13 protein-coding genes and 1 riboswitch are annotated in these 13,341 nt (G+C 72.4%); of the genes, 6 read left to right on the forward strand and 7 right to left on the reverse strand.

Going from position 1 to position 13,341, the window contains the following annotated elements; all coding sequences use genetic code 11:
• The first annotated feature begins 62 nt into the window (after positions 1-62).
• The 5 genes from qcrC to ACFOSY_RS20035 all read left to right on the forward strand — a co-directional run bounded on the left by qcrC (position 63) and on the right by ACFOSY_RS20035 (position 6,510).
• Positions 63-875, forward strand: coding sequence for a cytochrome bc1 complex diheme cytochrome c subunit (gene qcrC / locus ACFOSY_RS20015; RefSeq protein WP_394308740.1), 813 nt, complete (start codon positions 63-65; stop codon positions 873-875).
• On the forward strand, positions 872-1,930 hold the full coding sequence (gene qcrA / locus ACFOSY_RS20020; RefSeq protein ID WP_394308742.1) for a cytochrome bc1 complex Rieske iron-sulfur subunit: 1,059 nt from the start codon (positions 872-874) through the stop codon (positions 1,928-1,930). Before qcrC ends, qcrA begins: the two co-directional genes overlap by 4 nt.
• On the forward strand, positions 1,927-3,564 hold the full coding sequence (gene qcrB / locus ACFOSY_RS20025) for a cytochrome bc1 complex cytochrome b subunit (RefSeq protein WP_394308744.1): 1,638 nt from the start codon (positions 1,927-1,929) through the stop codon (positions 3,562-3,564). Before qcrA ends, qcrB begins: the two co-directional genes overlap by 4 nt.
• A 150-nt stretch (positions 3,565-3,714) precedes the next feature.
• The gene (gene trpD / locus ACFOSY_RS20030) at positions 3,715-4,779 is read left to right on the forward strand and encodes an anthranilate phosphoribosyltransferase (RefSeq protein ID WP_394308746.1); all 1,065 of its coding nucleotides are present in this window, start codon (positions 3,715-3,717) and stop codon (positions 4,777-4,779) included.
• 71 nt (positions 4,780-4,850) lie between these two features.
• Positions 4,851-4,967: riboswitch (SAM riboswitch) on the forward strand.
• 172 nt (positions 4,968-5,139) lie between these two features.
• Positions 5,140-6,510 (forward strand): aminotransferase class V-fold PLP-dependent enzyme, encoded by a 1,371-nt coding sequence (locus ACFOSY_RS20035; protein ID WP_394308748.1) that lies wholly within the window; start codon positions 5,140-5,142, stop codon positions 6,508-6,510.
• 169 nt (positions 6,511-6,679) lie between these two features.
• Here the strand turns inward: ACFOSY_RS20035 and ACFOSY_RS20040 are convergent, their stop codons facing one another.
• From ACFOSY_RS20040 to ACFOSY_RS20070, 7 genes are all read right to left on the reverse strand, one after another.
• On the reverse strand, positions 6,680-7,840 hold the full coding sequence (locus ACFOSY_RS20040; RefSeq protein WP_394308750.1) for a glycerate kinase family protein: 1,161 nt from the start codon (positions 7,838-7,840) through the stop codon (positions 6,680-6,682).
• 13 nt (positions 7,841-7,853) lie between these two features.
• Entirely contained in the window at positions 7,854-9,269 is a 1,416-nt protein-coding gene (locus ACFOSY_RS20045) for an SLC13 family permease (protein WP_394308752.1), read from the reverse strand.
• A 57-nt stretch (positions 9,270-9,326) separates the two neighbouring features.
• Positions 9,327-9,989: a response regulator transcription factor gene (locus ACFOSY_RS20050; RefSeq protein WP_394308754.1), complete on the reverse strand. Its 663-nt coding sequence runs from the start codon at positions 9,987-9,989 to the stop codon at positions 9,327-9,329.
• Positions 9,986-11,494, reverse strand: coding sequence for a sensor histidine kinase (locus ACFOSY_RS20055; RefSeq protein WP_394308756.1), 1,509 nt, complete (start codon positions 11,492-11,494; stop codon positions 9,986-9,988). The genes ACFOSY_RS20050 and ACFOSY_RS20055 overlap by 4 nt, the downstream gene beginning before the upstream one ends.
• Positions 11,418-11,729, reverse strand: a complete 312-nt coding sequence (locus tag ACFOSY_RS20060) for a small secreted hydrophilic protein (protein ID WP_394308758.1) — start codon at positions 11,727-11,729, stop codon at positions 11,418-11,420. Before ACFOSY_RS20060 ends, ACFOSY_RS20055 begins: the two co-directional genes overlap by 77 nt.
• Positions 11,730-11,877: 148 nt before the next feature.
• Entirely contained in the window at positions 11,878-12,159 is a 282-nt protein-coding gene (locus tag ACFOSY_RS20065) for an Lrp/AsnC family transcriptional regulator (protein ID WP_006136621.1), read from the reverse strand.
• On the reverse strand, positions 12,156-12,893 hold the full coding sequence (locus ACFOSY_RS20070; RefSeq protein WP_394308761.1) for a rhomboid family intramembrane serine protease: 738 nt from the start codon (positions 12,891-12,893) through the stop codon (positions 12,156-12,158). The genes ACFOSY_RS20065 and ACFOSY_RS20070 overlap by 4 nt, the downstream gene beginning before the upstream one ends.
• A 156-nt stretch (positions 12,894-13,049) precedes the next feature.
• Between ACFOSY_RS20070 and ACFOSY_RS20075 the strand changes: the two genes are divergently transcribed.
• Positions 13,050-13,289: a hypothetical protein gene (locus ACFOSY_RS20075; protein ID WP_361036539.1), complete on the forward strand. Its 240-nt coding sequence runs from the start codon at positions 13,050-13,052 to the stop codon at positions 13,287-13,289.
• Positions 13,290-13,341 lie beyond the last annotated feature (52 nt).

The following is a 13,341-nucleotide window of genomic DNA, read 5'->3' on the forward strand; positions in this document are numbered from 1 at the left end:
CGCTGGACACAGCGCACCCAACAGAAGCATCGACGCAGAAGATCCTCACACCGGGGTAATCCGTGAAAAAGCTCTCCGCACGACGACGCCATCCGCTGGCGGCGCTCGTCGTCCTACTCCTCGCGCTGGCATGCACCGGGGGGCTGTACGCCGTGTTCGCACCCGCGGACAAGGCGCAGGCCGACGAATCCGCCCAGTCCCTCACCATCGAGGAGGGCAAGAAGCTTTACACCGTCGGCTGCGCGAGCTGCCACGGCACCGGCGGTCAGGGCACGTCCGACGGCCCGAGCCTGGTCGGCGTGGGCGCCGCGGCGGTGGACTTCCAGGTGAGCACCGGCCGTATGCCGGCCGCCACCTCGCAGGGCGCGCAGATCCCGCGCAAGAAGAACATCTACAGCCAGGCCGAGATCGACCAGCTGGCGGCGTACATCGCCTCCCTGGGCGCCGGCCCGGCCGTCCCGACCGAGGCGCAGTACGGCCCCGAGGGCGCCGACGCCGCCAAGGGCGGTGAGCTGTTCCGCAACAACTGCTCGCAGTGCCACAACTTCACCGGCAAGGGCGGCGCGCTCACGCACGGCAAGTACGCCCCGAGCCTGGAGGGCGTCTCGCCCAAGCACATCTACGAGGCCATGCTCACCGGCCCGCAGAACATGCCCTCCTTCCCCGACAGCACCATGTCGGAGCAGAACAAGAAGGACGTCATCGCGTACCTGAACGCGGTCAACGGCGATGAGACCGAGAGCCCCGGCGGCCTCGAGCTGGGCGGCCTCGGCCCCGTCTCCGAGGGTCTGTTCGCCTGGGTCTTCGGACTCGGGGCGCTGATCGCGGTCGCCGTCTGGGTCGCCGCTCGGACCGCAAAGGCCAAGAAGTCATGAGTAGCCAAGACATTCCCGAAGAGAACCTGCCCGCAGCGCAGGACACCAGCCACGGAGCGGTGAAGCTCGCGGACGAGCAGAACCCGTTCGCCGACCCGGGCCTCCCGCCCCACGAGCCGCGGGTGCAGGACATCGACGAGCGGGCCGCCAAGCGGTCCGAGCGCGCGGTCGCCCTGCTGTTCACGGTGTCGATGCTGGCCACCGTCGGCTTCATCGCCTCGTACGTGACCATCCCCGTCGACCGGTCGGTCTACATCTGGCCGATCGGCCACATCAGCGCGCTGAACTTCGCGCTGGGCATGACGCTCGGCCTCGCCCTGTTCTGCATCGGCGCCGGCGCGGTCCACTGGGCCCGCACGCTGATGTCGGACCACGAGCTGGCCGACGAGCGTCACCCGATCGAGGCCGCCCCCGAGGTCCGCGCCAAGGTCATGGACGACTTCCGCCAGGGCGCCAAGGAGTCGGCGCTCGGCCGCCGGAAGCTGATCCGCAACACCATGTTCGGCGCGCTGGCGCTGTTCCCGCTCTCCGGCGTGGTGCTGCTGCGCGACCTCGGCCCGCTGCCCGGGACGAAGCTGCGCCACACCCTGTGGTCCAAGGGCAAGCTGCTCGTCAACATGAACACCAACGAGCCGCTGCGTCCGTCGGACCTCATCGTGGGCTCGCTGACCTTCGCCAAGCCCGAGGGCCTGGAGGAGCACGACCACGAGTTCCAGACGGAGATCGCCAAGGCCGCCCTGATGCTGGTCCGCATCCAGCCGGACGACATCAAGGACAAGCGGTCGCTCGAGTGGTCGCACGAGGGCATCCTGGCCTACTCGAAGATCTGCACCCACGTCGGTTGCCCGATCTCCCTGTACGAGCAGCAGACGCACCACGCCCTGTGCCCCTGCCACCAGTCCACCTTCGATCTCTCCGACGGCGCCAAGGTGATCTTCGGTCCCGCCGGTCACCCGCTGCCGCAGCTGCGCATCGGCGTGAACGACGAGGGCTACCTCGAAGCGCTCGGTGACTTCGACGAGCCCGTCGGCCCTGCTTTCTGGGAGCGCGGATGAGTACTACCACCAGCACCGAGTCCCGCGCACGCGGGAAGGCGCCCGCCGGTGAGCGGGTCGCCGACTGGGCCGACGGCCGGCTGGGGATCTACTCCCTGGCCAAGGCCAACATGCGGAAGATCTTCCCCGACCACTGGTCGTTCATGCTGGGCGAGGTCTGCCTCTACAGCTTCCTCATCATCATCCTCACGGGTGTGTACCTGACCCTGTTCTTCCACCCGTCGATGAACGAGGTGGAGTACCACGGCAGCTACGTCCCGCTGCAGGGCCAGCTGATGAGCGAGGCCTACAAGTCGACGCTGGACATCAGCTTCGACGTCCGTGGCGGTCTGCTCATCCGGCAGATCCACCACTGGGCCGCCCTGGTCTTCCTGGCCGGCATGTTCGTGCACATGATGCGCGTGTTCTTCACCGGCGCGTTCCGCAAGCCGCGTGAGATCAACTGGCTGTTCGGCTTCCTGCTGTTCGTCCTCGGCATGTTCACCGGTTTCACCGGCTACTCGCTCCCGGACGACCTGCTCTCCGGCACCGGTATCCGCTTCATGGAGGGCGCGATCCTGTCCGTGCCGATCGTCGGCACGTACATCTCGTTCTTCCTCTTCGGCGGCGAGTTCCCCGGCGACGACTTCGTCGCCCGGTTCTTCTCGATCCACGTCCTGCTGCTGCCGGGCATCATGCTCGGCCTCGTGGTGGCGCACCTGATCCTGGTCTTCTACCACAAGCACACGCAGTTCGCGGGCCCCGGCAAGACCAACAAGAACGTGGTCGGCATGCCGCTGCTGCCGGTGTACATGGCCAAGGCCGGAGGCTTCTTCTTCCTGGTCTTCGGTGTGCTCGCGGCCGTCTCGGCGATCGCCACGATCAACCCGATCTGGTCCATCGGCCCCTACCGGCCCGACATGGTCTCCACCGGCGCCCAGCCCGACTGGTACATGGGCTTCTCCGAGGGCCTGATCCGTGTCATGCCGGGCTGGGAGATCAACTTCTGGGGTCACACGCTCGTCCTGGGCGTGTTCATCCCGCTGATGATCTTCCCGCTGGTCCTGGTCGCCATCGCCGTGTACCCGTTCATCGAGTCCTGGGTCACCGGCGACAAGCGCGAGCACCACATCCTGGACCGCCCGCGCAACGCCCCGACGCGCACCGCCTTCGGCGTCGCCTGGATCACGCTGTACTTCGTGCTCCTCATCGGCGGCGGCAACGACATCTGGGCCACGCACTTCCACCTGTCGATCAACGCCATCACCTGGTTCGTCCGGATCGCGTTCTTCGTCGCCCCGGTCCTGGCGTTCGTCGTCACCAAGCGGATCTGCCTCGGCCTCCAGCGCCGGGACAAGGAGAAGGTGCTGCACGGCCGCGAGTCCGGCATCATCAAGCGCCTGCCGCACGGTGAGTTCATCGAGGTGCACGAGCCGCTCAGCCAGGAGCAGCTGTACACCCTCACCGCGCACGAGCAGCCCAAGCCGCTCGAGCTCGGCCCGGAGGTCGACGAGAACGGCGTCCGGCGCAAGGTGAAGACCGGCGAGAAGCTGCGCGCCAAGCTCAGCAAGGGCTTCTACGGCGAGGAGTCGCAGATCCAGAAGCCGACCGTCGAGGAGTACAAGGAGATCACGAGCGGCCACGGCCACCACTGATCCCCTCGGTCGCTCCGCACGTCGCCACACGACGGCCAAGGGCCCCCGTCCGTTCTGCGGACGGGGGCCCTTCGCCGTGCCTGGGGCTGGATAGGGTGGGTGCGGGACCCGTCCGGTCCCCAGGCACCCCTACGACCGTCAGGAGCGACCATGAGCGCTGTGACCCCCGCTGGAGGCGACACCGCGGCGGGCCGCTCCTGGCCCGCCCTGCTGAACAAGCTCCTCGACGGCCGGGACCTGTCCGCCGACGAGGCCGCCTGGGCGATGGACCTGATCATGCGCGGCGAGGCGACCGACGCGCAGATTGCCGGCTTCGCGGTGTCCCTGCGGGCCAAGGGCGAGACCGTCGACGAGATCACCGGCTGCGTCCGGGCGCTGTACGACCACGCCAACGTGATCGAGGTGCCGGGCGCCACCGTCGACATCGTCGGCACCGGCGGCGACGGCGCGAAGACGGTGAACATCTCCACCATGTCCTCGATCGTCGTCGCCGGCGCCGGCGCGAAGGTCGTCAAGCACGGCAACCGCGCCGCGTCCTCGGCGTCCGGCGCCTCCGACGTCCTGGAGAAGCTGGGCGTCAACCTCGAACTCACCCCGCGCCGGGTCGCCGAGGTCGCCGAGGAGGCCGGCATCACCTTCTGCTTCGCGGTGAAGTTCCACCCGGCGCTGCGCCATGTGGCCGCCGCCCGCGGCCAGCTCGGCGTCCGCACGGTGTTCAACTTCCTCGGCCCGCTCGCCAACCCCGCGAAGGTCAAGGCCCAGGCGGTCGGCGTCGCCGACCCGCGCATGGCGCCCATCATGGCCGGGGTGTTCGCCGGGCGCGGTCACTCCTCCCTGGTGTTCCGCGGCGACGACGGCCTCGACGAGCTGACCACCACCGGCACCTCACGGGTGTGGGTGGTCCGCGACGGCCAGGTCACCGAGGAGACCTTCGACCCGCGGGACGTCGGCCTCGACCTGGTCCCGGTGGAGGCGCTGCGCGGCGCCGACGCCTCCTACAACGCCGAGGTCGCCCGCCGGCTCCTGGACGGAGAGCGGGGCCCGGTGCGGGACGCGGTGGTGCTGAACTCGGCGGCGGCGCTGGTCGCCCTGGAGCCGGGCCCGGGCACCCTCACCGAACAGATCCGCGCCGGGATGGCGAAGGCCGCCGAGTCGATCGACTCCGGCGCCGCCCGGCGCGTCCTCGAACGCTGGGTCGCCGTCACCAACGCGTAGGCATGAGCGGCCGTTCCGCCATCCGGATACGGGTTGCGGGACGGCCGTCCCCTCACGTACGTTCCTTTCCAGGTCATGAGTGACAGCCATCAGGCCCCGGCCGGCTGTCCGGCAACCCTCCGTCCGTGGCGGGGTGCCCCGGGTGAAGACCAGGCCGTGGGCAGCAAGGCTCACGGCAAGCGCGGACCCCTCGCACACCAGGGGTCCTGGGTCGTCGAGGAGTCTTCCGTGAGCAAGCGAATGCGCTAGGGCGTCGAGCCCCGCCTCCGCACACCCTTGTCGTATCTCTCCTTCGCGCTGGAGCGCCGCCGTCGCCGTCCGCTCGCGCGGGGATCCGTCATGCCCTCCGGGAGTTTTGTCATGCCTGCTGTCGCTGCCGCCGTCGCCGCCGACCCGTCCGTCCGCTCCCCGCTGCCCGTCCTCGGCCGGGACGTCGCCGTCCCCCTCGTCACCGGCGGGGAGGTCACCTACGCCGCCCTCGACTACGCCGCCAGCGCTCCCGCCCTCCAGCGCGTCTGGGACGACGTGGCCGCCTACGCCCCCTACTACGGCAGCGTCCACCGCGGCGCCGGGTACCTCTCCCAGCTCTCCACCGACCTGTTCGAGAACGCCCGCCGGACCGTCGCCGAGTTCCTCGACTGCCGCGTCGAGGACCAACTGGTGTTCACCCGGTCCACCACCGACTCCCTCAACCTGCTCGCCGCGGCCCTGCCCGACGGCTGCGAGGTCTTCGTCTTCGAGACCGAGCACCACGCGGCGCTGCTGCCGTGGCAGCGGGCCGGCCGGGTGACCTTCCTCGACGCGCCCGACAGCCCCGCGCAGGCCGTCGCGACCCTGGAGCGCGCCCTCGCCGCCCGCGACCCCCACGGCCCGGCCCTGGTCTGCGTCACCGGCGCCTCCAACGTCACCGGCGAGCTGTGGCCGGTGCGCGAACTCGCCGCCGCCGCGCACGCGCACGGCGCCCGGATCGTGCTGGACGCCGCCCAGCTCGTCCCGCACCGCGCGGTGAGCGTGCGCGAACTCGACGTCGACTGGGTCGCCTTCTCCGGGCACAAGCTGTACGCGCCCTTCGGTTCCGGGGTGCTGGCCGGCCGCGCCGACTGGCTCCGGGACGCCGAGCCCTACCTCGCCGGCGGCGGTGCCAGCCGTACGGTCGCCCGGCGCGCGGACGGGGGCGTGGACGTGCGCTGGCACGAGACCGCCGCCCGCCACGAGGCCGGCTCGCCCAACGTCATCGGCGCCTATGCGATCGCCTCCGCCTGCAAGGCGCTCACCGAGGCCGGCTTCGACGCGCTGGCCGCGCGGGAGGAGGCGCTGGTGCGGGCGGTGCGGGAGGGGCTGGCGGACGTGCCGGAGGTGCGGTTCCTGTCCCTGTTCGGCGAGGACGCGCCGCGCGTCGGAGTGCTGTCCTTCGTGGTCGACGGCTGGAACAGCTCCCACTTCGCGGCGGCGCTGTCCGCCGAGTACGGCATCGGTGTGCGGGACGGTCTGTTCTGCGCGCACCCGCTGGTGCGGAGGCTGCTGGGCGGGGACACCGGTGGGGCGGGGGAGTGCGGGGCGCCGGATGCGGGGGCGCTGAACGCGATTCGCGTGAGTTTCGGGGCCGGTACGCCGGAGGAGCATGTCGCGCGGTTCGTGCGGGCGGTGCGGGAGCTGGTGCGGGACGGGGCGCGGTGGTCCTACCGGACGGTGGACGGCCGCTGCGTCCCGGACACGTCCGGGCGGGCGTAGGAGGGTCTCGCCCCCGCCGCCCCTTCCCGTCCCGAAACTGGGGCTCCGCCCCAGACTCCGCTCCTCAAACGCCGGAGGGGCTGACTTCCAGCCCCTCCGGCGTTTGAGGAGCGGGGGTCCGGGGGCAGCGCCCCCGGGGACGGGAAGGGGAAGGGGCGGCGGGGGCGAACTACCCCTGGGTGGACGGGAGCCGCGCTCCCAGGACGATCATCCGCAACGCCCGCTCCGTCGCGTCCGTCAACAGCTCCGCGCCGCGGACCAGAGCCTCCGCCAACTCCATGGGCCCCGGCAGAATGCCATGACACGCGTCCACCCCCGGCACCTCCCCCGCCCCTTCCCCCAGCGTCCCCGCCAGCGCCAGCACCGGCCGCCCCGACAGCTTCGCCCGCCGCGCCACCTCCGCCGGCACCTTCCCCCGAGGCGTCTGACGGTCCAGCGCCCCCTCCGCGGTGACCACCAGGTCGGCCCGGGCGAGGCGCTCGTCCAGACCGAGATGGTCCAGCAGGACCGGGAAGCGCGGCAGGAGCGCCGCGCCCAGCGAGGCCAGCCCCGCCCCCAGCCCTCCGGAGGCGCCCGTCCCGCGTCCGAGCCGCAGATCGACCCCGGTGACGGCGAGGTCACGGGTCAGCACCCGCGCCCAGTTCTCCAGCCCCGCCGACAGCTCCTCCACCTGCCGCGGGGTCGCCCCCTTCTGCGGCCCGAACACCCGCGCCACCCCCCGCTCCCCGCACAGCACGTTGTACGGGTTGCAGGCGACGACCAGCTCCACGTCCCCGAGACGCGGGTCGAGCCCGGTCGCGTCGACCCGCGCCAGGCGCGTCAACTCCCCTCCGCCGAACGCCAAGTCCCGTCCGTCCGCGTCCAGCAGCCGCGCCCCCAGCGCCTGGAGCGCCCCGGCACCCCCGTCCGAGGTGCCCGAGTCGCCGCAGCCGACCAGGATCCGCCGCACCCCCTGGTCCAGCGCGGCGCGGATCAGCTCCCCGACGCCGTACGTGGTGGTCGCGCCCGGGTCGCGCCGGGTGCGGGGGACCAGGGAGAGGCCGGCGACCGCCGCCATCTCCACCACCGCGGTGTCCTGCCCGCCCAGCAGGGCGAAGTGGGTGCCGACCGGTTCGCCGACGGGGCCGGTGGCGGCCAGGGCGACCAGCCGGCCGCCGGTCGCCCGGGCCAGCGCGGCGGCGGTTCCCTCCCCGCCGTCCACCAGCGGGACACGGTCGATCTCGGCGTCCGGCAGCACCCGGCGGACGCCCGCCGCGATGGCGTCGGCCGCGGCGGGGGCGGACAGCGACTCCTTGAAGCCGCTGGGGGCGACGACGACTCGGTTCAGCATGGTTGCGTACTCCTCAGGGGGTCACCGGCACGCCCAGCGCGGGCCACAGGGTGACGGCGAACAGCAGGACGAGGGCGGCGGTGAGCGGCGCCAGCACGGCGGACAGCCGGAGCAGGTCGCGCGGGGTGTAGGTGGGGGTGCCGGGGATCTCCGCGAAGAGCGTGACCGGCTTGGCGGAGGCGGGCAGGGTGTGGCAGAAGCCGGCCGCGGCGGTGGATGCGAGCGCCGCGGTCACCGGGTTCACCCCGGCCGTCACGGCCGCCGCGACCACCAGCGGCACCAGGACCGAGGAGCGCGCGGACCGGGACTGGAGGACCAGGTGGGCGGCCGTGCTGACGGCGACGACGACCGCCAGGAACGTCAACGGGCCGATGCCTGCGGGCAGTCCGCCGACCAGCCAGTCGGCCGCGCCGGACTCGGCGAGCGCCACGCCCATCGCCATGGTCGCCGCCATGAACAGCAGCAGTGACCACGGGACCGTCCTCAGCGCGTCCTTCAGGCGCACCGTGCCGAGGGCGGGGGAGGCGGCGACGACCGCGCCGATCAGCGCGACCACGGCCGGGGACACCCGGTGCAGGGGCTCGCTGCACCACAGGGCGACCACCGTGGCCAGCAGCAGGGCGCACCGCTTCTCTCCCTGCGTCCAGGGGCCGGTGACCGGGCGGTCGCTGTGCCGCTGGATCTCCTCGGCGGTGATCCGCACGGGGCCGGTGCGGTCGGCGCGCCGGGTGGTGGTCAACAGCACGGCCTCGGCGGCGAGATGGGAGGACACCACGGCCAGCGGCAGCCCCAGCAGCAGCCATTCGGTGAAGCCGACCCGCTCCCCGGTGGCCTCCCACAGCACCGACACGGTGATCAGATGGGCGCCCGCGCCGATCAGGGTCGCCACCGCGGACAGCAGGATCACCGTGGGGAACAGCAGCGCCAGCATCACCACCAGCCGCGCGCGGTCGGCGAGGGCCTTGGCGAGGGCGAGGAACACGGGCAGCGCGAGCGCGGCCCGCCCGGAGGTGGCCGGCACCGCGAACGCCGTGACGACCAGCGCCGCCGTCGTCAGGTGCGTCAGCTGCCGTACCGTGCGCGCCCCGCCGACCAGGAATGTCGCCGCCCGACCCGCGAGCCCGGTCCGTGCGACCGCGGCCGCCAGCACGAACGCGCAGATCAGCAGCCACACCGTCGAGTCGCCGAGGGTGCCGAAGAGGGTGTCGCTGCTGATCACCCCGGTCACCGTCAGGGCGAGTCCGGCGCCCAGCGCGATGTACGTGTCGTCGATCGGCGTACCGATCCAGGCGCAGGTCGCCAGCGCGAACACGGCGAGGGTGAGGCGCGCGTCCCCGCTCAGGCCGGGGAAGGTGCCGGGCACCGCGAGCAGGGCGCACAGCGACAGGGCCACGCACAGGGCGGCGGTCAGCCGGGGGGTCAACGTCACGTCATCGACGATCCACCGGGGCCGTGAGCCGTCGATGAGCCGAAGATGAAGGGAACTTCACGCGGGGAGGCGGTAGCCCATCCCGCGGACCGTCTCGACCCGGTCCGCGCCCAGCTTCTTGCGCAGCGCCCGCACGTACACGTCCACGATGTTGGAGCCCGGGTCGAAGTCGTAGCCCCACACGTGGGACAGGATCTGCTCGCGGGACAGTACCTGGCCCGGGTGCCTCAGGAACAGCTCCAGCAGCACGAACTCACGGGCCGTCAGATCGACCGTGCGTCCGTCCGCGCGGGCGCGCCGGGTGCGCAGGTCGAGGCCGAGCGAGCCGGACCGCAGCACGGTCACCTCCGGCGCCCTGGCCGCCGTGCGCAGCCGCAGCCGGATCCGGGCCAGCAGCTCCTCGAACCGGAACGGCTTGGTCATCCAGTCGTCGGCCCCGCCTTCCAGGCCGGCCACGGTGTCCCGTACCGAGTCCCGTGCGGTCAGCACGATCACCGGCGTCGTCACCCGCGCCTCACGCAGCTCGCGCAGCACCGTGAAGCCGTCCCGGCCGGGCAGCCCGATGTCCAGCACCACCAGGTCGAAGCCGCCGGTCAGGGCGTACTCGTGGCCGGCCTCGCCGTCCCCGACGACGGTGGTGGTGAAGCCGTTGGCGCGCAGCCCCTTCTCCACGAAGGAGGCGATGCGCTCCTCGTCCTCGACGATCAGGATCCGGTTCATCCGCGGGCCTCTTCCAGGGTGAGTACGAAGGTGGCGCCGCCGCCCTCGGTGTCGTGCAGCCGGACCTGCCCGCCGTGGCCCTCCGCGATGGCCTTGACGATGGACAGGCCGAGACCGGCGCCGGAGCCGCGCGCCCCGCGCCGGGAGGTGCCGCGCCGGAAGCGTTCGAAGATCAGCTCCCGGTCGTGCGGGCGGACACCGGGGCCGGAGTCGGCGACGTACAGCTCGACGCGGGAGCCCTCCGCGCGGGAGCCGATGCGGATGGTCTGCCCGGGCGTGGTGTGCTGCACCGCGTTCTGCGCGAGCTGCACCATCGCCTGCGTGATGCGCTGCGGGTCCAGCTCCGTCTCCCGGTCGGCCGTCTCGGTCAGCTGCCAGTCGCGGTCGCCGAGGGTGCGGGCCTTGACGTAGACGTCGGCGGTGAGTTCGGCGAGCTGCACCCGCTCGGGGGTGACGAAGTCGGGCCGTTCGGCTTTGGCGAGCAGCAGCAGGTCCTCCACGATGCGGCTCATCCGGTCCAGTTCGTCGGTGACCAGGCGGACGGTCTCCTCGCGTTCGGCCGGGTCGTCGCCCATCAGCTCCAGATGGCCGCGCACGATGGTGATCGGGGTGCGCAGTTCGTGGCCGGCGTCGTCGACGAACTGGCGCTGCGCGGCGAAGGCCCGCTCCAGCCGGTCCAGCATGGCGTTGAAGGTCTCGGCGAGGGCGGCGATGTCGTCGTGGCCGCGCACCGGGATACGGCGGGTGAGGTCCTGCTCGGTGAGCTGCGCGGCGGCGGTGCGCACCAGCCGTACGGGCTGGAGGATCCGCCCGGCGACCGCCCAGCCGATGCCGGTGGTCAGCAGCAGCGCCACCCCGGAGATCGCGAGCAGCACCTGGAACACCTCGTCGACACGGGCCACTTCGCGCTCGGGATGGAAGGCGACGACGAACGCGGCCTCGGGGTCGCCGTCGCCGTCGCCGTGCCGGGCCACGGCCACCTTCGCCCACCGGATCTCGCCCTCGGGCCGGTGCAGCACCCCGGACGGGTCGGGGGAGTCGAAGATGCGGCGGCGGGCGTCGGCGTCCCGGTGCAGCGGCAGCGCGACGGGCAGGTCGCGGGGCTGGATGAACTGCGCCGGGTCGCCGCCGGGCCGGGCCACCAGGCCGATGAGCTCCTCGTCGGGGTCGGCGTACTGCCGTTCCAGGAACACCTTCAGCAGCCGGTCCGGCTCGGTGAACGGACGGCCCGTCTCCGGGTCCAGACCCCGCTCCTCGAACGCGGCGAACTCGCCGCTCTCCTGGGCGAGCAGCCCGTTGGAGCGGTGGTCGACGTCCCGCAGCAGGAAGGAGCGGGTGGTGGCGGCGACCGAGGTGAGGGCGACCGCCATCACGAACAGCAGCCACAGCAGGATGCGGACCCGGGCGGAGAGCCGCCTGCGGCCCCGGTCAGCCGTCGTCCCGGTCGCGTCCGTCGTCCCGGTCGGGGCCGTCGTCCGCGGGGTCCTGGCCCTGGTCGTCGTCATCGTCGTCGTCCGTCGGTCCGTCGGTCACCGGGGGCGGGGACACGACCTCGTCGCTGGGCGTGGGATCGGGGCGGGTCGCCGACGGCGTCGGCGCGGGCGACCCGCTGTCCAGCTCGACCCGCGGGGGCACCTTCGGCGGTTCGGGGCTGTCGGCGAGCGCGAAGCTGGTCGCGGCGACGCCCAGGGGGATCAGTACGACGGCGGCGAGGGCCGCCATCCGGCGAGTGAAGGCCATGACCCCAGCCTGTGCGCCGTACCCGAGGTCCCGGATGAGGCCCCGATGAAGAACTCTTCATCTTCGGCCGCGATCGCCGGGCCCCGATCGCCGGGCCGTGATCTTCGGCGGCGCCGAGCGGGGTCCGGGGCCGGGCCCCGGGAGGGGGTCAGCTGTCCAGGCCGATGGCGAACGCCGCCTCCAGGTCGTGCTGGGAGTAGGTGCGGAACGCCACGTGCGTGTCCGTGCCCTCGACGCCCGGGATCTTGCTGATCCGCCCGGGGATGACCTCCGCCAGGTCCTCGTGCTCCCGGACCCGGACCATGGCGATCAGGTCGTAGGTGCCGGTGACGGAGAAGACCTCGCTGACGCTGTCCAGCGCGGCGATCTGCTCCGCGATCTCGGGGATCCGGTCCACGCTGGTCTTGATGAGGACGATCGCGGTGATCACGGCTGGTTCTCTCCCTCGGGGGCCGGAGCAGGGGCGGACTTCACTGTAGTCGCCCGGCCCCGGCACACCCACGCGCAGCCGAACCCCAGGCCGAAGCCCACTAGGTGCGCCAGATACGCCACCCCCGGCCCGCCCTCCGCGGTGGCCCCGGCCGCCGCCCACTGGAGCGCCGCCCAGAACGGCAGCACCGCCCACGCGGGCAGCCGCACCGGCAGGAAGAAGGCGAACGGCAGGAGACTGGTGACCCGTCCCCGGGGGAACAGGAAGAGGAACGCTCCGAGCAGCGCCGAGATCGCCCCCGAGGCCCCGACCAGGGGCCGCCCGGAGCCGGCGTTGGCGGCCGCGTACCCCAGCAGGGCGAGGTAGCCGCAGCCCGCGTAGCTCAGGGCGAACCGCACCCGGCCCATCCGTGCCTCGGTCAGCGGCCCGAACACATGGAGGAACAGCATGTTGCCCAGCAGATGAACCCAGCTGCCGTGCACGAAGAGCGCCGTGGCCGGGGTGAGGGCGGCCGCGGGGGACCCGTCGAACAGGTCTGCGGGGATCACGCCCCAGCGGCGGACGAAGTCCCGCTGCGCGGACAGCAGCTCCTCCCCGGAGCCGTACGCCGGGTGCAGCCCGGAGGCCGGCCCGGTCAGGAAGACCAGGCAGCACAGCACGATCAAGGTGCGGGTGACCGGGGCGGGCGTGGTCCTCAGCGCCCCGGCGGCCGCCGCGGTCCAGTTGCGGATCATGGCTACAGAGCATGACGTAACCGGACGTAACCGTGCGGATCGCCTCGCCGCCGTGGACGGGCGGGCGGCACGGGTCCGGCAGGCCGTAGGGTTACGAGCCACACGCACCGGCAGCCCGGTGCGTCACGGACACTGGAAGGAAGGCGAACAGCCACGATGACGGTTCCTCTGCCGACCGCCTCGACGCGGTGGCGCTGCACCCTCTGCGGCAACCTCACCCGCTTCGACGTGACCCGCTCGTCGAAGGTCGTCGAGTACGTGCACCTCGACCTGGCCGGAGAGCCCAAGGTCGAGGAGCGCGAGGTGCTCGACGAGACGGTCGAGTCGGTGCGGTGCCGCTGGTGCAACGCCGTGGACCAGGTGGAACTCGTGGACAGGCCGGGCGCCGGCTCCTGAGAGGGAGCGGCCCGCTGACGGCGGCCCCGCGGACGGGGCCGCACACAGGCAT

This window comes from Streptomyces lusitanus, from assembly GCF_042647945.1.
GTDB lineage: Bacteria > Actinomycetota > Actinomycetes > Streptomycetales > Streptomycetaceae > Streptomyces > Streptomyces pseudogriseolus.

Bases quoted from the DNA above. Each gene is read 5' to 3' on its own strand.
- qcrB (WP_394308744.1), top strand. From the start codon at position 1,927: ATGAGTACTACCACCAGCACCGAGTCCCGCGCACGCGGGAAGGCGCCC.
- ACFOSY_RS20035 (WP_394308748.1), top strand. From the start codon at position 5,140: ATGCCTGCTGTCGCTGCCGCCGTCGCCGCCGACCCGTCCGTCCGCTCC.
- ACFOSY_RS20050 (WP_394308754.1), bottom strand. From the start codon at position 9,989: ATGAACCGGATCCTGATCGTCGAGGACGAGGAGCGCATCGCCTCCTTC.
- ACFOSY_RS20055 (WP_394308756.1), bottom strand. From the start codon at position 11,494: ATGACGACGACCAGGGCCAGGACCCCGCGGACGACGGCCCCGACCGGG.
- ACFOSY_RS20075 (WP_361036539.1), top strand. From the start codon at position 13,050: ATGACGGTTCCTCTGCCGACCGCCTCGACGCGGTGGCGCTGCACCCTC.
- trpD (WP_394308746.1), top strand. From the start codon at position 3,715: ATGAGCGCTGTGACCCCCGCTGGAGGCGACACCGCGGCGGGCCGCTCC.
- qcrA (WP_394308742.1), top strand. From the start codon at position 872: ATGAGTAGCCAAGACATTCCCGAAGAGAACCTGCCCGCAGCGCAGGAC.
- ACFOSY_RS20070 (WP_394308761.1), bottom strand. From the start codon at position 12,893: ATGATCCGCAACTGGACCGCGGCGGCCGCCGGGGCGCTGAGGACCACG.
- ACFOSY_RS20040 (WP_394308750.1), bottom strand. From the start codon at position 7,840: ATGCTGAACCGAGTCGTCGTCGCCCCCAGCGGCTTCAAGGAGTCGCTG.
- ACFOSY_RS20060 (WP_394308758.1), bottom strand. From the start codon at position 11,729: ATGGCCTTCACTCGCCGGATGGCGGCCCTCGCCGCCGTCGTACTGATC.